General features: G+C 34.0%; 22 protein-coding genes and 3 tRNA genes. 17 read left to right on the plus strand and 8 right to left on the minus strand.

What is annotated here, in order from left to right; translation table 11 throughout:
• Positions 1–100: 100 nt before the first annotated feature.
• The 4 genes from Q1W72_RS03950 to tgt form a co-directional block, all read right to left on the minus strand.
• Positions 101–1,054, minus strand: a complete 954-nt coding sequence (locus Q1W72_RS03950) for an acetyl-CoA carboxylase carboxyltransferase subunit alpha (RefSeq protein ID WP_099716027.1) — start codon at positions 1,052–1,054, stop codon at positions 101–103.
• 121 nt (positions 1,055–1,175) lie between these two features.
• Positions 1,176–2,057, minus strand: a complete 882-nt coding sequence (locus tag Q1W72_RS03955) for a DMT family transporter (RefSeq protein WP_302137432.1) — start codon at positions 2,055–2,057, stop codon at positions 1,176–1,178.
• A complete protein-coding gene (locus Q1W72_RS03960; protein WP_099716029.1) occupies positions 2,044–3,132 on the minus strand; it encodes an LptF/LptG family permease in 1,089 nt (362 codons plus the stop codon). Before Q1W72_RS03960 ends, Q1W72_RS03955 begins: the two co-directional genes overlap by 14 nt.
• Positions 3,133–3,198: 66 nt before the next feature.
• Positions 3,199–4,329, minus strand: coding sequence for a tRNA guanosine(34) transglycosylase Tgt (tgt, locus tag Q1W72_RS03965; protein ID WP_099716030.1), 1,131 nt, complete (start codon positions 4,327–4,329; stop codon positions 3,199–3,201).
• 461 nt (positions 4,330–4,790) lie between these two features.
• On the opposite strand from tgt, the gene Q1W72_RS03970 reads away from it, so the two are divergent.
• Together Q1W72_RS03970 and Q1W72_RS03975 are read left to right on the plus strand one after the other, a co-directional pair.
• A complete protein-coding gene (locus Q1W72_RS03970) occupies positions 4,791–5,597 on the plus strand; it encodes a hypothetical protein (protein WP_302137433.1) in 807 nt (268 codons plus the stop codon).
• A gap of 170 nt (positions 5,598–5,767) precedes the next feature.
• Entirely contained in the window at positions 5,768–6,382 is a 615-nt protein-coding gene (locus Q1W72_RS03975) for a hypothetical protein (RefSeq protein WP_302137434.1), read from the plus strand.
• Between the two features lie 114 nt (positions 6,383–6,496).
• Here the strand turns inward: Q1W72_RS03975 and Q1W72_RS03980 are convergent, their stop codons facing one another.
• Positions 6,497–7,498 (minus strand): transposase, encoded by a 1,002-nt coding sequence (locus tag Q1W72_RS03980; protein ID WP_099714043.1) that lies wholly within the window; start codon positions 7,496–7,498, stop codon positions 6,497–6,499.
• Positions 7,499–7,815: 317 nt separating this feature from the next.
• Between Q1W72_RS03980 and Q1W72_RS03985 the strand changes: the two genes are divergently transcribed.
• The 10 genes from Q1W72_RS03985 to Q1W72_RS04030 all read left to right on the plus strand — a co-directional run bounded on the left by Q1W72_RS03985 (position 7,816) and on the right by Q1W72_RS04030 (position 16,039).
• Positions 7,816–8,148 carry a hypothetical protein gene (locus Q1W72_RS03985; protein WP_302137435.1) on the plus strand — a complete coding sequence of 111 codons (333 nt, stop codon included), beginning with the start codon at positions 7,816–7,818 and terminating at the stop codon, positions 8,146–8,148.
• 113 nt (positions 8,149–8,261) lie between these two features.
• On the plus strand, positions 8,262–9,809 hold the full coding sequence (gene istA, locus Q1W72_RS03990) for an IS21 family transposase (protein ID WP_158730039.1): 1,548 nt from the start codon (positions 8,262–8,264) through the stop codon (positions 9,807–9,809).
• Between the two features lie 17 nt (positions 9,810–9,826).
• Positions 9,827–10,564 (plus strand): IS21-like element helper ATPase IstB, encoded by a 738-nt coding sequence (gene istB / locus Q1W72_RS03995; protein ID WP_113667236.1) that lies wholly within the window; start codon positions 9,827–9,829, stop codon positions 10,562–10,564.
• Positions 10,565–10,719: 155 nt separating this feature from the next.
• Positions 10,720–11,622, plus strand: a complete 903-nt coding sequence (locus Q1W72_RS04000) for a serine hydrolase (protein ID WP_302137436.1) — start codon at positions 10,720–10,722, stop codon at positions 11,620–11,622.
• A gap of 3 nt (positions 11,623–11,625) precedes the next feature.
• Positions 11,626–12,336: a DUF4328 domain-containing protein gene (locus tag Q1W72_RS04005; RefSeq protein ID WP_302137437.1), complete on the plus strand. Its 711-nt coding sequence runs from the start codon at positions 11,626–11,628 to the stop codon at positions 12,334–12,336.
• A 31-nt stretch (positions 12,337–12,367) separates the two neighbouring features.
• Positions 12,368–12,874 carry a MepB family protein gene (locus tag Q1W72_RS04010; RefSeq protein WP_302137438.1) on the plus strand — a complete coding sequence of 169 codons (507 nt, stop codon included), beginning with the start codon at positions 12,368–12,370 and terminating at the stop codon, positions 12,872–12,874.
• 21 nt (positions 12,875–12,895) lie between these two features.
• Positions 12,896–13,180, plus strand: a complete 285-nt coding sequence (locus tag Q1W72_RS04015) for a rhodanese-like domain-containing protein (protein ID WP_099716039.1) — start codon at positions 12,896–12,898, stop codon at positions 13,178–13,180.
• A 211-nt stretch (positions 13,181–13,391) separates the two neighbouring features.
• Positions 13,392–13,955: a ferritin-like domain-containing protein gene (locus tag Q1W72_RS04020; protein WP_233206921.1), complete on the plus strand. Its 564-nt coding sequence runs from the start codon at positions 13,392–13,394 to the stop codon at positions 13,953–13,955.
• A 216-nt stretch (positions 13,956–14,171) separates the two neighbouring features.
• Complete coding sequence (locus Q1W72_RS04025; protein ID WP_099716040.1) at positions 14,172–15,023, plus strand: transketolase; 852 nt, start codon at positions 14,172–14,174, stop codon at positions 15,021–15,023.
• Positions 15,024–15,085: 62 nt separating this feature from the next.
• Entirely contained in the window at positions 15,086–16,039 is a 954-nt protein-coding gene (locus Q1W72_RS04030; RefSeq protein ID WP_282733504.1) for a transketolase family protein, read from the plus strand.
• A gap of 65 nt (positions 16,040–16,104) precedes the next feature.
• Here the strand turns inward: Q1W72_RS04030 and Q1W72_RS04035 are convergent, their stop codons facing one another.
• Entirely contained in the window at positions 16,105–17,085 is a 981-nt protein-coding gene (locus Q1W72_RS04035) for an FKBP-type peptidyl-prolyl cis-trans isomerase (protein ID WP_099716375.1), read from the minus strand.
• A gap of 79 nt (positions 17,086–17,164) precedes the next feature.
• Here Q1W72_RS04035 and Q1W72_RS04040 point away from each other — a divergent pair, with 79 nt between their 5' ends.
• Positions 17,165–17,554, plus strand: coding sequence for an RNA-binding S4 domain-containing protein (locus Q1W72_RS04040; protein ID WP_099716042.1), 390 nt, complete (start codon positions 17,165–17,167; stop codon positions 17,552–17,554).
• Between the two features lie 82 nt (positions 17,555–17,636).
• On the plus strand, positions 17,637–18,137 hold the full coding sequence (locus Q1W72_RS04045) for a phosphoribosyltransferase domain-containing protein (protein ID WP_099716043.1): 501 nt from the start codon (positions 17,637–17,639) through the stop codon (positions 18,135–18,137).
• Here Q1W72_RS04045 and Q1W72_RS04050 read toward each other — a convergent pair.
• Entirely contained in the window at positions 18,129–18,647 is a 519-nt protein-coding gene (locus Q1W72_RS04050; protein ID WP_099716044.1) for a shikimate kinase, read from the minus strand. The two genes, Q1W72_RS04045 and Q1W72_RS04050, sit on opposite strands and share 9 nt — an antisense overlap.
• Before the next feature lie 127 nt (positions 18,648–18,774).
• On the opposite strand from Q1W72_RS04050, the gene Q1W72_RS04055 reads away from it, so the two are divergent.
• The 3 genes from Q1W72_RS04055 (at position 18,775) to Q1W72_RS04065 (ending at position 19,083) form a co-directional block, all read left to right on the plus strand.
• Positions 18,775–18,847: transfer RNA gene (locus tag Q1W72_RS04055), tRNA-Lys, on the plus strand.
• A 38-nt stretch (positions 18,848–18,885) separates the two neighbouring features.
• Positions 18,886–18,958: transfer RNA gene (locus tag Q1W72_RS04060), tRNA-Lys, on the plus strand.
• Positions 18,959–19,000: 42 nt separating this feature from the next.
• A tRNA-Leu gene (locus tag Q1W72_RS04065) sits at positions 19,001–19,083 on the plus strand.
• A 305-nt stretch (positions 19,084–19,388) separates the two neighbouring features.
• Here the strand turns inward: Q1W72_RS04065 and Q1W72_RS04070 are convergent.
• Positions 19,389–19,922: a DUF4252 domain-containing protein gene (locus tag Q1W72_RS04070; protein WP_099716045.1), complete on the minus strand. Its 534-nt coding sequence runs from the start codon at positions 19,920–19,922 to the stop codon at positions 19,389–19,391.

The raw sequence follows: 19,922 nt of genomic DNA on the forward strand, positions 1-19,922 counted from the left end.
GTTGTTACAAATAATTGTTCATAAGTAACTATTTTTTGTTTATAACCAAAAAAAAATCCGAAACGGTAAGGCTTCGGATTAAAGATTAATTTGTAAGATTTTACTCTTTATATTCGCCCATTTTACAGTATTTATCCATTCTTTGGGCTATTAATTCTTCTGTTGATAAGTCTTTCAATTCATTAAATCCTTTCATGATATACTGCTCCACTGTTTTGAAAGCAGTCTCTCTATCATAGTGTGCTCCACCTAAAGGTTCCGGAATGATATCATCCACTAATTTTTGTTTTTTCATGTCAGCAGAAGTCAATTTTAATGCTTCGGCAGCTTGTTCTTTGTATTCCCAGCTTTTCCATAAAATAGACGAACAAGATTCTGGTGAAATAACAGAATACCACGTGTTTTCCATCATGTATACTTTGTCACCCACACCTATTCCTAATGCTCCTCCAGAAGCTCCTTCACCAACAATTACTGTGATAATAGGCACTTTTAAACGAATCATTTCAAATATGTTTCTGGCAATCGCTTCACCTTGTCCACGTTCTTCTGCTTCCAATCCCGGATAAGCTCCCGGAGTGTCAATCAAAGTCAAAACAGGAATACCGAATTTCTCTGCCATTTTCATCAATCGCAATGCTTTTCTATATCCTTCAGGATTTGCCATTCCGAAATTACGGAACTGACGTGTCTTAGTGTTAAATCCTTTTTGTTGACCAACAATCATAAATGACTGTCCGTCAATTTTACCTAAACCGCCAATCATGGCTTTGTCATCTTTAAAACCTCTGTCACCGAAAAGCTCCAAGAAAGTATCACCGCATAAAGCACGCACATGATCCATTGTATAGGGACGGCTTGGATGCCTTGATAGCTGGACACGTTGCCAAGCTGTCAAGTTTTTATAAATATGTCTTTTAGTCTCTTCTAACTTTTTGTTGATTTGTTTGCAAGTATTCGTTACATCAACATCCGATTCTTGACCAATAATAAGACATTTGTCTAACTGTTCTTCTAGTTCTTTTATTGGAAGCTCAAAATCTAAATATTCCATAGGATTTTTGCGTTTTTGTTTTTATTTGGAACCGCAAATATAAAATTTTAAATCGTTCAAAAAGGTAAATTTTATATTTATGTGTAAAAGTTTGCTTCTCAAAACGTTGAGAAAGTTATTCTTATTTGTCCTTTTGATAGTGTTTTATAACTCCGTTCAGGATTACAGTGATTACAATTATTAGTGCTCCGATATAAAACTCAAAGCTCATTTTCTCTTTTCCGCCAAGGATAAAATAGGCCAAAACAATCCCGTAAACCGGCTCTAAATTTGTAGTCAGCATTACAGTGTAGGGCGTTAGTTTTCGCATTACTTTTACAGAAGCGGTAAACGCATAAGCCGTACAAATAGAAGCCAAAATAAGTATTAAAACCCAATTATTAGCTGCCAGTATAAAGAAGTCCGCAGTGAATTTTTGTTGGAACAAAAAGTAAATCGTAATAAAGAAAACGCCTGCCAGAAATTCGTAAAAAGCAATTACTGGAGGTTCGTGCTTTTCTATCAATTTTCCATTCATCAGCGTAAACAAAACACCTAATATAATCGATGCCAAGGCATATAGCATTCCGTCCAAATAGTTAATTTCGACTTTCATAATCAATGCCAGACCAGCAATAATAATAAGACCAAAAAATACTTCGTACCACAATACTTTTCGACCATAAAAAACAGGCTCTAAAATGGAAGCAAAAAACGCTCCCAGCGAAAAAACGGATAGAGTAATGGATACATTAGAAACATGAATGGCTTTGAAGAAGAAGATCCAATGCAAAGCAATCAGCAATCCCACAAAAATCAATTTCAAGAAGGATTTTAAAGGGATTTTAAATGATATCTTCTTGAATGCAATAAACAAAGCTAAAAACAGCCCTGCAAAAAACATGCGATACCAAACTAAAGCATCGGCGGTAATGGTGATTAAAGCTCCTAAAATGGCGGTAAAACCCCATATAAAAACTATCAAATGAAGATTTAAGTAACTCTTTAATTTATCGTTTTGCATTACGTAACAAATAAATGGCTAAAATTCCAAAAGCAATATTAGGCAACCAAACGGCTAACATGGGTGGAATACTCGATTTTTCGGCCAATACGCCAAAGATTTTATCAAAAAATACAAAGGCAAAAGCCAATGCAATTCCTATGGCTAAATTAGTTCCCATTCCTCCTCTTCGCTTCATGGCGGAAACGGCAACAGCAATAATGGTAAGAATAAATGCCGATACCGGAACACTATATTTTTTATACAAAACCACCAAATACACATTGATATTAGAGGAACCTCTTTCTCTTTCTTTTTTAATAAAGGCATTTAATTTCCCTAAACTCAAGGTTTCTGCAATGTAAACCACCGGTGTTAAATCCTCCAAATCAAAAGTGAAAACAGCGTCTTTTTGAGGTGCTTTTTCAATCTTATCATTCAGTTCACCCACCGTTCTTTTGGTATAATCATACATGGTGTAAGTGCTGTCCTTTTGATTCCATTTGATTCTGGTAGCGGTAATTTTATGGACTAACTTTTCGTTTTTAAACTTTTCAAGTGAAAAACTAAAAGCAGTTTTAGACTCCGCGTTAAAACTGTTTACATAGATAAACTCATCATCACTAATTTGTCTGTAAACGTCCGTATTATCGCCACGCATCGCTTCTTTTCCGCCACCTTTCAAGTACGTATATCTAAAATTATTGAATCCTTCACTGGCTGCAGGAACCACAAAGAAACCCATCAGCAATACAAAAACGGAAACAATGGAAGCGCCTATTATATAAGGCCTTAGAAAGCGCGTAAATGAAATCCCAGAACTTAAAATCGCGATAATCTCCGTGTCATTTGCCAGTTTTGAAGTAAACCAAATCACCGATAAAAACAAAAATATCGGGAAAAGGGAATTTGCAAAATAAATCGTAAAATTGTAATAGTAAAGTGCAATCTCTAAAAACGCAACTTTATTTTCGAGCATTTTATTGATCTTCTCCGATACATCAACAACAATTCCTATGGGGATAAACAACAACAGCATCACCGCAAATGTGGCTAAATATCTTTTTAGGATGTATTTGTCTATTATTGTAAGCATAGTAAAGTTTAATCGGTTATTTGTTTAATCGTTTAACCGAATTAACGATTAAACGATTAAACATTTTTAAAGTCTTTGGCTCATATTTTTCACCATCATTTCTTTCCAAGGTCTGAAATCGCCCGCTAAGATATGTTTTCTCGCTTCACGAACCAACCACATATAAAAACCAAGATTGTGTATCGTGGCAATTTGTTTTCCAAGATATTCATTGGCAGCAAAAAGGTGACGCAAATACGCTTTTGTATATTCGGTGTCCACGTAAGTGATTCCCATTTCGTCAATTGGCGAAAAATCATCTTCCCACTTTTTATTTTTTATATTTATTGTACCATTTGCTGTAAATAACATTCCGTTTCTGGCGTTACGCGTTGGCATCACACAATCAAACATATCGATTCCAAGAGCTATATTTTCTAGAATATTTATCGGAGTTCCCACGCCCATCAGGTAACGCGGTTTGTCTTCCGGTAAAATTTCACAAACCACTTCGGTCATGGCATACATTTCCTCCGCAGGTTCCCCTACTGAAAGTCCGCCAATCGCATTTCCTTGTTGGTTTGAATTCGCAATATATTCCGCTGATTGTTGGCGTAAATCTTTATAACAACTTCCCTGAACAATTGGGAAAAACGTTTGTTCGTATCCGTATTTAAAAGGCTGCGTGTCTAAATGATTGATGCAACGGTCTAACCAGCGATGCGTCATTTTCATCGAACGTTTTGCGTAGTTGTAATCACATGGATATGGCGTACACTCATCAAAAGCCATGATAATATCAGCACCAATAGTACGTTGAATTTCCATCACATTCTCTGGCGTAAAAAAGTGGTACGAACCGTCAATGTGCGATTTGAACTTTACTCCTTCTTCCTTAATTTTTCGGTTTGCCGAAAGGGAATACACTTGGTAACCTCCGGAATCCGTCAAAATATTACGATCCCAGTTCATGAATTTATGCAAACCACCCGCTTTCTCCAGGATTTCGGTTTGTGGTCTCAAGTATAAATGGTAAGTATTTCCCAAGATAATATCAGGGTTTATATCGTCTTTCAATTCGCGTTGATGCACCCCTTTTACAGAACCTACGGTTCCTACAGGCATAAAAATTGGGGTTTCAATCACACCGTGATCAGTGGTAACAGTTCCCGCTCTGGCTTTGGACTGCGGATCTTTTTTTAATAAATCAAACTTCATAGTAACGTATTTCACCCGATTGTTCGGCTGGCAAAGATAGGTTAATTTGAAAATTAGATAATTACATAATTTAAAAATTTATTTAAGATTTGGGAAAAACGTTTTTCAAGTTTCAAAAACAGCATTTAGAACCTAATTCCAATGTTTTTTTGGGGCGTGCCCAAGCCTTCACTAGCGTTACGACCTGGTCGGGCTATTCGTTATAATCTCCCGAAGAAAAATCGGGAGGATTTTCACTACTATCCCTCACGCAAATCAACTACAATGCAATTCCAAAAATCAATTTCAACTTCAAACCAAAGTCCGAATTTGTACTATTATTTTTATATATTTGAGAAATATAAATATGATATAAATCATACATATCTACCCAAATTGAGGATGCTTTATATGATTTTGTCATACATATATACAAGTTATGCACAACTTTAAAAGACAACCTGAGTAAATTCAACAACTTAATGGAAGAAATTATTTATAAAATTGACAATTGGACAATTGTGAAATTACTCGGTGGAACAGCCGTCATACTTACGAGTTGCTTTCTGTTTTTATCAAAGGGAATCTCTGCAAAAATTGAAAAAGCTATAACTCATAGTTATGATAAAAAAGTACTAAATATTAAAGGTGAAATTGATAAAAATAATAGCATCTTAAATTCTACGATTGAAAATTATTTTTCTTCATCACAAAAAATATTAGATAAGAGAATTTTAGCTTATGAATTAGTTTGGAATTCGATTTTAGAAATACGGAAAAAAATCCCTAGCGGTGTATTATTAATTCACCAAATAATGCTTGATAGTGAACTTGAAGATGTGAATGCTTTTGATAAATTAGATAAAAATTTAAAAATTGGGCCTTTACTTAGATCTTATGACAGCGGAGTAGAAGTTTTAAAAATGGTTAGTGATGATGAATTTTTAAAATACAAACCATATCTAAGTGATTTCACATATAAATTATTTTTCACTTACCGTTCTCTTCTTGGTAGAGTTACACATAGCTTTCTTTACAGTTACAGTAAAGGTGAAATATATCAATGGAAAAAAGATAAAAATTTAAAGCAAATATTGAATATAACTTTAACAAATGAAGAACTCGATTACATTTTTAAAATTAAAGTTGATTCACTTACAAATATTATTGATTTGATAGAATATAAGATTTTACAAGATTTCAGAAATAGTCTTAATATAAAAGAATCAACAAATGATTCAATTGATTATTTAAAAGATATAGAAAGAATTTTAAATATTCCAAAATAAACACAAAAAGCTGTGCATAACAGCCACTACAACGGATTTGGGCAATTGGCTTAATGGAAAAATGGTTTTGTATTTGGGATGATTTGGCAAATCCGAATAATGGGATTAATTCATTACCAAACTCGCTGTAGTATCAGAACGTTGGCGGTAATGCACAAGCAGAAATAAGAATGATGAATAAATTTTCAATTTTCAAAAAAACGAAAAAATTCTATTGGAGCGTCAATAAAATATATTATTGCAGTTTATTCTCTATTTTAGGTTTGGGCTACATTTCACAACAAATATTCAAACCAGTTGAATCTTTTTTCCAATGGCTTGCAATTATTGGAATGATAGTCGGGCTTATCTTCAAATTTAAAGGGATTACTCAAATCGAACCTTCAAGAGGTAAATTACAAGGATATTTAGTTTTTGAAAAAGAATCGATAAATATAGAAGGGAAATTATATTCGCTAGACGAAATTAACAAAGTTAAAATATCAAATGATGATTATATTGGAAAACTAATTAATACATCTAAAGGGAATATTGGCCCTGCTTTATCAAATGGGACTAATAATTCGATAATCATTTTTTTAAAGTCAAAAGAAACTATTCACGTTCAATTTGAATTAATAAATTCTAATGATTTTCAAAACATTAGACCAATTTTAATAAAATATTATTTGAAGGGGAAAATTGATTTTGACGAAATAAAGAATTTATTAGGAGCAAAAAGCTATTCTGAAATTAGAGAATTAAAAGACGAAATAGCAGAAATAAGCACTACCGCCAACAGCTAATACAATGAATTTGGGAAATTGGCTTAAAGGGAAATTGCTTTTGTATTTGGGATAATTTGCTTCGCCTGTTCGCTATCGCATTCTATGATGAAAAACAAGTAAAAATTGTTAAAACTACGATGCAAATTTATACGTGTTTATATATGAAGTTTCTCTGTTAATGACAGCAAAAACCCTGCTTATAAGTTTGCATCTAATATTGTTTAAAACAAGCATAGAATTTTTTCCTTCAGCCTTTTTCTTATTGTAATATTCTTTTAATTGAGGATCATACTTCAATGTGGTCATAGCGCACATTTGCAGCAAGGATTTTATTTTTTTATCAGCCATATGATTTACTTTAGTCCTGCCTTTTATACTAGAGCCGGAGCTGCATTCAAATGGGGCAACTCCAGAATAACAGGCAAATTGTCTCCAATTTTTAAAAGCCGTAAATCCTTTTGTGGCAATGATTAAATATATGCTGGTTTGTTCCCCTATTCCAGGAATGGTTCTGATGAGTTGAGTCTGTTTGTTCAACTGAGCATTTGCTTTGATGATTTCTTTCATCTTGGTTTCTATTTTGCGGATAGCATTTCTAATGGTTTTGGTTAAACTTTGATTGATTGATGATACTTCCTTGAAAACTTCTTTACTTGCAAAACCCTTATTTTCCTTAGTTGTTTCTAAAAGCAATAATGATTTAAGCATTTTTTCTCTTTCGGTATACAGAATTTTTAGTTTTTGAATGTCTATAGCTGTCAAAGTAAAAAGTTTGAGTTTGTCAATATTTCTATAGCTGTAATAGGCAATATCTTTAGCGTCTGATTTATCGGTTTTTCCTCTTGAAATCCCCTTTGATCTTTTTATTTCAACGGCTGGGACAATCCATAAATCTAACTTTAAATCCATTGAAGCAGACGAAAGATGATTGGTATAAACCCCTGTGTTTTCACAACAAAAAAGAGTTTGATTTATGTCAATCTTCTTGCTTAGATTTTTGACAAACAGACTAATGCTTTTTATGTTGTTTTCAACAACAAAATGTTCCGATTTCAAAGAAGAAACATCAAGAATAGTGATATCTAATTTTAGTTTTGAAATATCAATACCCACATAAAATAAATAGTTTTTCATAACTTTGGATTTAGGATAAACAAAAATGTTGAACTTCTTTAGAGCCTTTATTAGACCTTGATGTCTATCATTCTATTTGAAGCAATTCAACGGGTTCAAGGAGAAGGCAGAGGACTAATGCGATAGTTAAGTCTTAAGCTTAGCTCGGGTGAAAGTTCACCTCTGCTTTCCTTTGAATAAATTTAATGTTTTTTACTCTAACACAAAGTAAAGGCTCGGGTGGTAAATCCGAATAATGGGCTTGATTTATTACCAAACTAACGGTTGCAAGGAAAAGTTAGACAACATATTAACCGAAAAAAATCAAAATGAAAAAAATGAAAAAATTAACATTAGTACTTTTAATTTTTATTTCAGCGAAAGGTTTTTCACAAACAAAAAATTTCATTGACTTGCCATATATTGAAACTTCTGCAACAGCAGATACTTTGTTGTTGCCTAATAGGATTCATCTAAACATAATAGTATCTGAAAAAGATACAAAAGACAAATATTCCGTTGAAGAATTAGAAAATTTAATGGAACAAAAATTAAAAGGATTAGGAATTGACACATACAAAAATTTAAGTTTAAATGATATAGTGGAAAAACCAGTCAAATTGACCATCCTATTCCAGTGCAAATTGACCACCAGTTTCGGAGCAAACTGACCACCACTTTCCAGTTCAAATTGACCACCTAATTTTGGGGTACAATTGATCATCAAAAACTACTTACTTTTTCATGTTGTTAGCACCATACATTCGTTAAAAAAAGACGGATTATGGCAAACAAAATAACAGACATGAGTAAAATTAGAAAAGCAATTAAGTTCTACTGTAACGGAAAAAGTAAGTTATTCATAAGTAAGTACTTATCTCTTTCTAGAAATACGGTAAAGAAGTATATTTCTTTATTTGAAGTGCTAGGATTAAGTTTTGAAGTAATTAGTGAAAAAACTGATGCTGAGTTAGAACTTTTGTTCTCACACACTACCGTGGAATCAATCAGTCCCAAACTGCAGCTTCTTTATGATTTTTTTCCTAAAATGGAACGCGAACTAAAAAAAGTTGGCGTTACCATACAGCACATGTGGGAGCAATATATTGTCCTAAATCCTAATGGTTACCGAAGCTCGCAATTTGGACATCATTATAAAATATGGAGCAAACGAGTCAATCCAGTGATGCACATGAATCACAAAGCGGGTGATAAAATGTATGTGGATTATGCTGGAAAAACACTCTCCATCATTGATAAAGACACGGGAGAAATTAAAGAAGTACAATTTTTTGTAGCCATATTAGGAGCCAGTCAATACACCTATGCCGAAGCTTCCATGAGCCAACAAAAGGAAGATTTTGTTACATCGGTAGAAAATGCTATGCGTTTTTTTGAAGGTACTCCTGCGGCAATTGTTCCGGATAATTTAAAATCTGCAGTGATAAAAAGCAGTCGTTTTGAACCCACCATTAATGAAACCTTGGCTGATTTAGCCGAACATTACCAAACTACAATCTTGCCTGCCAGGGCTTATAAACCCCGAGACAAATCATTGGTTGAAGGAGCTGTTAAGATCTTGTATCGAAGGATTTATGTAAATCTAAAAGAAACTAAATTCTTTTCTCTGGAAGAATTAAACCAGCAAATATGGGATTTATTGGATGCTCATAACAGTCGAAAACTCACAGGACGTCCGTACTCTCGGATAGAATTATTTTTAGAAGATGAACAACAAAAACTAAGTCCATTACCACAAGAACGTTTTGAAATCAAATACCAATCCTTTGCAACAGTAATGCAAAATGGGCATGTTCAATTAAGTCAGGACAAAAATTACTATAGCGTTCCGTATCAATATGTCAAGAAAAAAGCGAAACTATTGTATACCAAATCAACGGTAGAGATCTATCACAAATACAATCGAATAGCCATCCATCCAAGGAATTACAAACCTTATATCTATACCACAATCCCGGAACATATGGCTAGCACGCATCAATTTGTAGCTCAGTGGAGTGCTGCCCGCTTCATTGATTGGGCCAGTAGTATTGACGAGTCAGTAGCAGAATATATTATGCAAATAATTGAAAGTAGAAACCATCCTGAACAGGCTTATAAAAGTTGTTTGGGAATATTAAACTTCGAGAAAAAGGTAGGGAAAGAGCGATTAATAAATGCCTGTAAGCGGGCACTTGATTTTAAAATTTACAATTTTAAGACCATTCAAAATATTTTAGAAAACAACTTAGATCATATCGAATTTGAACAAGAACCTGAGCAGGAACTTCCAATTCACGCTAACATAAGAGGAAAACAGTATTATAATTAAATTAAAACACAGTAATCATGAATGAATCCACAGTAACAAAAATGAAACAAATGAAGCTTTACGGCATGCACAATGCTTTTAAAACAGCCATTGAAAGCGGAAAAACAGACCATTACACGCTCGATCAGTTTGTATCGATGCTTATTGATGCCGAATGGGATGAAAGGCACAATCGGCGTATTGCCCGCAGTATCACCAACGCCCGATTCCATTACAAATCAAATATTGAAAGTATCAATTTTGACCAAACCCGTAATCTGGATCGAAATACCATACTGCGTCTGGCAGAATGTGAATTTGTCGAAAAAAATGAAAACATTTTAATAACGGGAAGCACTGGTGTAGGCAAAAGTTATTTAGGCACAGCATTAGGTTATCAAGCCTGTATCCAAGGTTTTAAAGTAAGTTATTTTAATACTTCGAAGCTGTTTGCTAAATTAAAAATGGCCAAAGCAGATGGTTCTTACCTGAGAGAATTGGCCAAAATAGAACGGCAAGATGTTATTATATTAGACGATTTTGGACTCCAAGCTTTGGATAGCAGTAACCGAATTACCCTTTTAGAGATCATTGAAGACAGGCATAATAACGGTTCTATCATTGTAACCTCACAAATCCCAGTGCAAGGCTGGTATGACATCATTGGAGAAAAAACCATAGCTGATGCAATTTTGGATAGGCTGATACATCAATCTCATCGACTCGAATTACATGGAGAATCTATGAGAAAAAAAAGAGGGATAAACAAAGGATAATATTTAAGTATATTTGAACACTAATTAACAGATGAAAAAGAGTAGTTTTTAATGAAAAATGGGGTGGTCATTTTGCCCCGGAATTGGGTGGTCATTTTGAATTGGAATCAGGTGCTCACTTTAAATTGGAATTGGGTGGTCAATATCACTGGAATTTGCAGTACAATACCGAACCCAAATCCGAAGAGCAAATGGTAGCAATTATTGCAAAAGGAAAAAGTGATTTTGAACCAAACAGCAAAGCAGATTATAGCAATTCAAATTATGTTTTGTTGAGTTATATTCTTCAAAAAGCATACAAAAAACCATACGCAGCTATTTTAAAAGATAAAATTACAAAGCCATTAGGCTTAAAAAATACTTACGTAGGAGATAAAATAAGCCTTCAAAACAACGAATCTAATTCTTATAAATTTTCAGAAAAATGGATAAAACAAACAGAAACGGATATGTCAATCCCAATGGGTGCTGGTTCAATTGTTTCTAATCCGACTGATTTGACCATTTTTATTGACCTTTTATTCTCGAATAAAATAATCAACGAAAGCAGTTTAAAACAAATGATCACTTTGCAAGACAACTACGGCATGGGGATTTTCCAAATTCCGTTTTATGATAAAAAAGGATTTGGCCATAATGGAGGAATTGATGAATTCAGATCTGTGTTGTATTATTTTACAGAGGACAAGATTTCCGTTGCATTAACATCAAACGGAAAAACATACGACAATAATGATATCATTATCGCTGCTTTAAGTAGTTACTTCAACAAGCCGTTTGTAATTCCTACTTTTAAAAATTTCGAACTCAAAACCGAAGACTTGGATCCTTATTTAGGAGAATATTCAGATGCTGGATTTCCCATGAAAATTACAATTACAAAAGATAATTTAAAACTTTTTGCACAAGCAACCGGACAATCAGCATTTCCGCTAGAAGCAACTGAGAAAGATAAATTTGAGTTTTTAGCCGCTGGAATACAACTAGAATTTAAGCCAAATGAAAAACAAATGATTATAAAACAAGGTGGTGGAGCATTTAAATTGACAAAAAAATAAAAAATGGAAAATTTAAAACCCAACGGCCAAAGAGCAAAAATTGCTATTATGCTATTATGGACTGTACTAACTGTCGAAATAATTTCACTCCTTTCTGATTATTTGCAATATGACTTATTAGAAACTGTTGCAAATGGTGGACAAATAACAACTGAAGCAGCCACTGATAATGATTTAAGACAAAAAATCATAGGCCTAATTTATTTGACAGTATATGTGATTTCGGGAATTACTTTTATACGATGGTTCAGGAGAGCCTACTACAATCTTCATATAAAAGCCGAAAGTTTATCCTTCACCGAAGGATGGGCCGCTGGTTGCTGGTTTGTACCAATCATTTCTCTTTATAGACCCAACCAAATCATGAAAGAGTTGTATCTGGAAACACAAAGTTTACTATCTAAAAAGGATGAAAATTATGCTCAAAATCTAACGACCCATTTCATTGGATGGTGGTGGGCATTATGGATTATTTCTTCATTTTTAGGGCAATTCATTTTTAGATATTCCATGAAGGCGGAGACACTTGAAGAGCTTACTACGACTACAATTGCCAGTATTGTTGCTTCAATAATTGGTATTCCTCTAGCCATAATTACTGTAAAAGTAATTAAGGATTATTCTGAAGTAGAACACTTACTTTATGAATTGAAGGATGAGGAAGAAGAAGTTAAACTTATACCTGATACTGACTTACAACCATTAGAAAATTAGTTTCCCATTAAAAGCCCAAATAACAACGCGAATGATTCCCGAAAACCTAATTGAGACTAAAGAGCTTGTATTTGACAAATGTGGTTTTGACCTCCGAAATCTTGAAATAGAAAAAGAAAGTGCCGAATATTGCGCCTGTAAATTTGACCTTGACACCATTAAAATACTCTTTCGTCTTGCAAAAATTACCCCTACAAAGATTGGGCAATTTGTCACTTTTTGGAAGAGAAGCGAAAATGGACCTATCGAGCCTTATGCGGTTTCAGACGATATTGATTTTTTTGTTATAAATACTAAAAGCAACGATAAATTTGGTCAATTTATATTTCCAAAGTCGGTACTTTGCCAACAAGGAATTATCAGTACCAACTTAAAAGAAGGAAAACGAGGAATTCGGGTGTATCCGCCGTGGGACTTGACAGAAAGCAAACAAGCGCAAAAAACCCAAAAATGGCAACTGGAATATTTCTTAGAAATTCCGTTGAATAAATCCGTAAATTTAGATAGAGCAAAACAGCTTTATGCTATCATAGATTAATAATCTTTAAAGAACAACAAAATGGAAGTAGCAAAAATAATTAAAGAAAAACTGGGAACCATAGTCGATGTACGTTCCTATGATGAGTTTATGGGCGGTCATGTTGCTGGTTCCATAAACATTCCTTTGAATGAGATACCACATAGAATGCAGGAAATACAAGAACTTAAAGCCCCATTAATTCTTTGTTGTGCATCGGGAAATAGAAGTGGACAGGCACAAGTGTTTCTAACGGCACATGGAATTGAATCTTATAATGGCGGTTCATGGCTGGATGTGAATTATCATCAGTCACAAACCACTTAAAAAGACAATCCAACGGCTATTCAAAACTAAAATCAGAACATTAATTTCTTTAAAAAATCATACATTTCGTATTTACAATTAGTTAATTAACAATTGATTACATTTTAATATGTTTAATTTTACCCTACTTGAAAATTAAATAATGAGTTTGTTTAAGAGAATATCATATTTAATATTTTTCATAAAAAATTAATCTTAAAAAACTAGTGTTATGAGAACTGAAATGGGTAAAAGCGAAAATAGTAAAGGAGCTGTACAAGCAAATGCAGCACATGGATTGAGAGATTTATTTGAAGTTGGATTGAAAGATATTTATTGGGCAGAGAAAGTGTTAACTAAAACATTGCCAAAAATGATGAAAAACGCATCATCACCAGAATTAGTTAACTCTTTAAAAAACCAATTGAATGAGACGCAAGAACACGTTTCACGTTTGGAAAAAATATTTGAAGCAACTGGTGTTGAAGCGACTGCCAAAAAATGCGAAGCAATGGGAGGCATATTGAAAGAAACAAATAGCTTGATCAGACAAACTGATATTGGCGTTGTTCGAGATGCCGGAATTATTGCAGCAGATCAAAAGGTAAAACATTATGAAATTGCAACTTATGGAACCCTCCATGCTTTTGCAAAAACTTTAGGAGAAGATAAAGCGGCAAATCTATTGGCGATGAGTCTTGATGAGGAGAAAAAAACAGATGCGGTATTAACTGGAATCGCATTAACTGCTATCAATAATCAAGCGCACAGAGCTGATGCAATTACGAACACTTAACTATAATTGTAATTGGAGAATATACAAATATTATATGTTTCTCCATTCACAAAAAAGCCCGCCAAATGCGGGCTTTTTTGTGAATTATGCAAACTTATGCCGGTAATTTTATTCAACTTAAATTCTAACGGAATCTTACATTAAATATTCCTAAAAACTTTTGCGGTAACCCTAAATAAAAATTACATTTGCAGCAGTTTAACTTTTACACACAAAATGAAGCCTAACACACAACAATTAAACGATTTAACAATCCAAGTCAGAAGAGATATTCTTCGAATGGTACACGCTGTCAATTCAGGTCACCCAGGTGGTTCTCTAGGTTGTACTGAATTTCTGGTAACCTTATACCAAAACATAATGGAACGCAAAGAAGGTTTTGATATGGACGGTATTGGAGAAGATCTTTTCTTCCTTTCAAACGGACATATTTCTCCTGTTTTCTACAGCGTTTTAGCGAGAAGCGGTTATTTCCCGGTATCGGAATTAGCAACTTTCCGTTTGATCAATTCAAGATTGCAAGGTCACCCAACTACTCATGATGGTTTACCTGGAGTGAGAATTGCGTCAGGTTCTCTTGGACAAGGATTATCAGTAGGAATTGGTGCTGCTCAAGCTAAAAAATTAAATGGTGACAATCATATAATTTACACGCTTCACGGAGATGGTGAATTACAAGAAGGTCAAAACTGGGAAGCAATCATGTATGCTTCTGCAAAAAAAGTAGACAATCTTATCGCTACAATCGATTTAAACGGAAAACAAATTGACGGAACAACTGATGAAGTTTTAGCAATGGGAAGTATCCGCGCTAAATTTGAAGCTTTTGATTGGGATGTTTTAGAAATTGAAAAAGGAAATGATATTGAAGCTATTATTGCTGGAATGAATGATGCAAAATCAAGAACTGGAAAAGGAAAACCAGTTTGTGTGTTGTTGCATACTGAAATGGGTAATGGTGTAGATTTTATGATGTACAGTCATGCTTGGCACGGTAAAGCGCCAAATGATACGCAACTTGAAATTGCTTTAGGTCAAAATTATACTGAAGGCGAAAGCGACTACTAGAAAGTGTTCAGAGCTCAGTAATTAGTGTTCTGTAGAATACTGCTAAAAATCTAAATTGAAAAATGAAAAAATATACAAATACAGGAAGTAAAGACACTCGTTCGGGTTTTGGAGCGGGAATGACTGAATTAGGTCAAAAGAATGAAAATGTGGTTGCACTTTGTGCGGATTTAATAGGTTCTTTAAAATTTGACGATTTCAAGAAAAATCACCCGGAACGTTTTTTCCAAATTGGGATTGCAGAAGCAAACATGATTGGAATAGCAGCTGGTTTAACTGTTGGTGGTAAAATTCCTTTTACAGGAACTTTCGCTAACTTTTCCACAGGAAGAGTGTATGATCAAATCCGTCAATCAGTGGCGTATTCTGAGAAAAACGTAAAAATTTGTGCTTCACACGCTGGATTGACATTAGGTGAAGACGGTGCTACACACCAAATTCTTGAAGATATTGGATTAATGAAAATGTTACCGGGAATGACTGTAATCAATACTTGTGATTACAATCAAACTAAAGCGGCTACTTTAGCATTAGCAGATCACCATGGCCCAGCTTACTTGCGTTTTGGTCGTCCGGTTGTGCCTAATTTCATGCCTGCTGATGAGCCTTTCGTAATAGGAAAAGCGATTGTTTTAAGCGAAGGTTCTGACGTAACAATTATTGCTACTGGACATTTAGTTTGGGAAGCGCTAATTGCTGCTGAAGCTTTGGAAGCAAAAGGTATTTCTGCTGAAGTAATCAATATCCATACGATCAAACCATTGGATGAAGAAGCGATTTTGAAATCATTGGCAAAAACAAAATGTATCGTTACTGCTGAAGAGCATAATATTCTTGGTGGTCTTGGCGAAAGCGTTTCCAGAGTCCTAGCATTGAACAGTCCAGCTCCACAAGAGTTTGTCGCGGTTAATGACAGTTTTGGAGAATCTGGAACACCAGAACAACTAATGGAAAAATACAAATTGAACAATCAAGCGATTGTTGAAGCTGTAGAAAGAGTAATGAAAAGAAAATAATATTTTCATTTTACACCAAAAAAAATCCAGTTCAATTGAACTGGATTTTTTTTTGAATTTATTTTTTAATTACACTTTACTAAGTGTCTTTTTACTCTAGCCGGATCAGTAGTATTACCATCACAACTCGGTATATCTGCAAAAGGAATTAAAACACCATTAGCTCCTGTAATTTCTGTTTTTGTACTAACTCCATCTCCATCATCGTCAGCATCTAAAAAGTTAGGAATACCATCTCCATCAGTATCATCAGGATTCACAACGCCTGTTGCCAAAATACGCATGTAACCGTCTCCGTTTACATCCTCTTGAAAGTTCATAATTCCATCATTATCAGAATCTAATCTGCTAATTGCAAATAATTTAAAACTAAAAACTAAAGGAGCATAAGCTGGAATACTGGCACTTCCTGAATTGTAATATCCAAGTCCTGAAGGAATAAACATAATTCCTGCTCCAAAATCATTATAAGAAACTGTACCGTCAGCATTAGAAGAATACGTTCCCACCTTAAACTCAGGAAAAGTTTCACCCCATCCTGTTATTGTACTAAATAAACTTAAAAATTGTTGTGGATTCTTAGCTTCTTCAAATTGGGTTGCCGTTAATGCCGTAACTTCAGATACCGTTTGACGATCTAAATAATCTCCTTTGTAAGCGGCTAACACACCATCAACATTAGAAGGTTTCTCTCCTACTCCTTCTCTTAACACTAAATAATACAACTTGTAAGTTATATCATGAAGTTTCACCTCTTTACTCAAAAGTTTAGGAAAAGTGGCACTATTCAAATAGGAATAAATAGAGGGTGCTGTTCCTCCTGTTGGAATTTTTGTAAAAGTAACATCTTGATCATCAGCAAAACCAGGATGATTAAGAACAGTTATAGAATAGGTTTTTAAATATTCTTCAATATCAGTTAAATCAGTAGCAAGTTGTGCTGCATAATCTCTAGGTGGTTCAATTTCAGCAGCATCATCCTTTGAACATGAAAATAAAGAGACGGTTGTAATTAATAGAATAAAATAATACTTAAATTTGTTCATTATAGCTAAATTTTTAAGTGCGCAAGATACAATATTGATTGATTTTTGTAAACTATTTAACTCCGATTTTAGAAAATTTATGAGAATAGATAAATATTTATGGTGCATGCGGTATTACAAAACCAGAAATATGGTTACCGAGGCCTGTAAAAAGAATCATGTGACTGTAAATGGTCTTGTTGCCAAGCCATCAAAAGAGGTTTTTCCTACTGACAAAATTACGTTCAGGAAAGACCAAATTACCCAAATCATCACCGTTCTGGATGTACCAGAGAATCGTGTTGGCGCTAAATTAGTTGATATCTACCGAAGAAATGATACTCCAGCAGAAGCCTACCAGCATTTAGAATTACTGAAATTATCAAAGGAGCATTACCGAAAAAATGGCACCGGAAGACCTACCAAAAAAGACCGAAGAGATATTGATGAATTTGGGAATGAAACAACCACCGATGAAGATGATGAGTAAGCCTAAAACGTTACTTGTTTAAGTTACCAAAATGATCCTTTGAATTTTAAACTGTAAATGGTTAAATAACAAACTAAAAATAATGAGCAAAAATATTATCTTAACGAATCAAGAAATCGAGCATAAAATAAAAAGAATTGCTTACCAAATCTATGAAACATTTGTAGATGAAGAAGAAATTGTAATTGCAGGAATTGCCTCTAACGGTTTTACATTTGCAAAAAAAATAGCTTCAATCTTAGAAACCATTTCTCCTCTCAAAGTTTCGCTTTGCGAAGTACAAATCAATAAGCAAAATCCCGAATTACCAATTCACACTTCCTTATCAAAAGAACAGTACGCTAATAAAGGCTTAGTTCTTGTTGATGATGTATTAAATTCAGGCACCACATTAATCTATGCAGTTAGGCATTTTATAGACGTTCCTTTGAAAAAGTTTAAAACCGCAGTACTTGTGGACCGAAACCACAAAAAATACCCTGTAAAAGCTGATTTCAAAGGCATCTCACTTTCTACATCATTATTAGAACACGTACAAGTCGTTTTTGATGAAAACAATGACAATTATGCTTATTTAAGCTAGAATTGCAACGATATCGAGTACCGTCTGATCGATTGTCTTATCATCAACATTCACTTTATATTGTGCTTGATTGTAATAAAAACTTCTATCAAAAAGATGTTTCGCAATAAACTCTTTCATCTCAGCGTCACTTTTATTTGCAATAAGAGGGCGCTTGCTTTTATTATGGCTCAATCTATTGAACAAAGTATCTATAGAAGCTTTAAGATAAACTGACACCACATTATCGCCTTTTAGCAACTCATGATTATTGGCATAACATGGAGTTCCTCCACCTAAACCGATGATTAATTGTTCAGGCGAATGCAATAATTCGATAAAAACTTCATGTTCTAACTTTCTAAAATAAATTTCTCCGTGCTTTTCAAAAATAGCATTTATAGATAAATTTACCTTCTCTTCAATCTTTTTATCTAAATCCACAAAAGGAATTCCGATAAGTTTTGACAATTTATTTGCAATTGTGGACTTACCACAGCCCATATAACCTAATAATATAATTTTTTTCATCTGAATAAAACCTTACAAATTAAGGTGTTGAGTGATTTTGTTAAAAAAAGACAAATTTATAATAAAATTGCTTGGAAAACTCCAAAATAAGTCCTTATATTTGCACCCGCATTCAAGGAAAGAATATGACTCGATAGCTCAGTTGGTAGAGCACATCACTTTTAATGATGGGGTCCTGGGTTCGAGCCCCAGTCGGGTCACAATTTTAGTGATCAACACATAATTTCCTTGAAGCATTGACTCGATAGCTCAGTTGGTAGAGCACATCACTTTTAATGATGGGGTCCTGGGTTCGAGCCCCAGTCGGGTCACAAAAGGTCGAGTAATTTATTACTTGACCTTTTCTTTTTTTAGGCCACGTGGAGAAACGGTAGACTTGCCAGCTTGAGGGGCTGGTGCTCGCAAGGGCGTGCGGGTTCAAATCCCGCCGTGGTCACGAATAAATAAAAATGCTTCAAAAATAATCAAGCTTACTTGGAATTATTTTTGAAGCATTTTTGTTTTCAAAGCTGGGCTTTGTTGGGAAAGGCAAAGTAAATCCGCTTTAGTTCCTTTTATTTTTCATCCTAACTCTTATTCATTATTTATATATCTAAAATCATAATTTAACAAGAACGATTCAGTGGCAATAAAAAGATGTTTTGCAAACAATAACACATTTACATTTAATCGAAAATTATACATCATAAAAAAAGCGCCTTGACATATTATCAAGGCGCTTTTTATTGTTTTAGAATACGTTTATTTCATTAACTGCTGCAAAGGCTTCAATTGCTCTAAATCAATATTAGATTGCTGTAAAACGCTCATCATAGTCATAACACTAGTAGGATTCATATCCTTGCCTAAAATTCGAACAACAGCAAAACCATTTTCCTTTTTATTCGCAAAAAAAACAAACTCTTCAATATGCTCATCAGTTCCTACGAAGCTCACCGAAGCACCTTCTTTACCAGAACCAAACTTCATAAGCTGTTGGTACTTTTTGTCTTTTAAAATCAAATTAACCTTAGCACGTTCAATTTCAAATTCCGCTTTATTCTTATCGTTTAATTTGAAAGCCAAAACATTCATCTTGTCAAAAGACTTTAAAGCATCACTCTGTGCAATTGACAATTTTGTTTTATCAACGTTCAGAATATTAGGTGACACATCAAGAGCGATAAAATTTTTGTTTTCGGTATTTTCCACAAAATACTTTTGCAAGGTCGGTTCCGAGTTACAGCTCACGAGAAACAAACTCAATAGCAGCGCTAATCCAAAAACTGTTTTCAT

It is taken from the genome of Flavobacterium sp. ZE23DGlu08 (genome assembly GCF_030505335.1).
GTDB lineage: Bacteria > Bacteroidota > Bacteroidia > Flavobacteriales > Flavobacteriaceae > Flavobacterium > Flavobacterium algoritolerans.

Bases quoted from the DNA above. Each gene is read 5' to 3' on its own strand.
- Q1W72_RS03980 (WP_099714043.1), bottom strand. From the start codon at position 7,498: ATGAAAAACTATTTATTTTATGTGGGTATTGATATTTCAAAACTAAAA.
- Q1W72_RS03960 (WP_099716029.1), bottom strand. From the start codon at position 3,132: ATGCTTACAATAATAGACAAATACATCCTAAAAAGATATTTAGCCACA.
- Q1W72_RS04070 (WP_099716045.1), bottom strand. From the start codon at position 19,922: ATGAAAACAGTTTTTGGATTAGCGCTGCTATTGAGTTTGTTTCTCGTG.
- Q1W72_RS03975 (WP_302137434.1), top strand. From the start codon at position 5,768: ATGATGAATAAATTTTCAATTTTCAAAAAAACGAAAAAATTCTATTGG.
- Q1W72_RS04015 (WP_099716039.1), top strand. From the start codon at position 12,896: ATGGAAGTAGCAAAAATAATTAAAGAAAAACTGGGAACCATAGTCGAT.
- Q1W72_RS04010 (WP_302137438.1), top strand. From the start codon at position 12,368: ATGATTCCCGAAAACCTAATTGAGACTAAAGAGCTTGTATTTGACAAA.
- Q1W72_RS04025 (WP_099716040.1), top strand. From the start codon at position 14,172: ATGAAGCCTAACACACAACAATTAAACGATTTAACAATCCAAGTCAGA.
- Q1W72_RS04050 (WP_099716044.1), bottom strand. From the start codon at position 18,647: ATGAAAAAAATTATATTATTAGGTTATATGGGCTGTGGTAAGTCCACA.
- Q1W72_RS03985 (WP_302137435.1), top strand. From the start codon at position 7,816: ATGAAAAAATTAACATTAGTACTTTTAATTTTTATTTCAGCGAAAGGT.
- Q1W72_RS04045 (WP_099716043.1), top strand. From the start codon at position 17,637: ATGAGCAAAAATATTATCTTAACGAATCAAGAAATCGAGCATAAAATA.
- Q1W72_RS04020 (WP_233206921.1), top strand. From the start codon at position 13,392: ATGAGAACTGAAATGGGTAAAAGCGAAAATAGTAAAGGAGCTGTACAA.
- istB (WP_113667236.1), top strand. From the start codon at position 9,827: ATGAATGAATCCACAGTAACAAAAATGAAACAAATGAAGCTTTACGGC.
- Q1W72_RS04005 (WP_302137437.1), top strand. From the start codon at position 11,626: ATGGAAAATTTAAAACCCAACGGCCAAAGAGCAAAAATTGCTATTATG.
- Q1W72_RS04030 (WP_282733504.1), top strand. From the start codon at position 15,086: ATGAAAAAATATACAAATACAGGAAGTAAAGACACTCGTTCGGGTTTT.
- Q1W72_RS03970 (WP_302137433.1), top strand. From the start codon at position 4,791: ATGGAAGAAATTATTTATAAAATTGACAATTGGACAATTGTGAAATTA.
- Q1W72_RS04035 (WP_099716375.1), bottom strand. From the start codon at position 17,085: ATGAACAAATTTAAGTATTATTTTATTCTATTAATTACAACCGTCTCT.
- Q1W72_RS03950 (WP_099716027.1), bottom strand. From the start codon at position 1,054: ATGGAATATTTAGATTTTGAGCTTCCAATAAAAGAACTAGAAGAACAG.
- Q1W72_RS03955 (WP_302137432.1), bottom strand. From the start codon at position 2,057: ATGCAAAACGATAAATTAAAGAGTTACTTAAATCTTCATTTGATAGTT.
- istA (WP_158730039.1), top strand. From the start codon at position 8,262: ATGGCAAACAAAATAACAGACATGAGTAAAATTAGAAAAGCAATTAAG.
- Q1W72_RS04040 (WP_099716042.1), top strand. From the start codon at position 17,165: ATGAGAATAGATAAATATTTATGGTGCATGCGGTATTACAAAACCAGA.
- tgt (WP_099716030.1), bottom strand. From the start codon at position 4,329: ATGAAGTTTGATTTATTAAAAAAAGATCCGCAGTCCAAAGCCAGAGCG.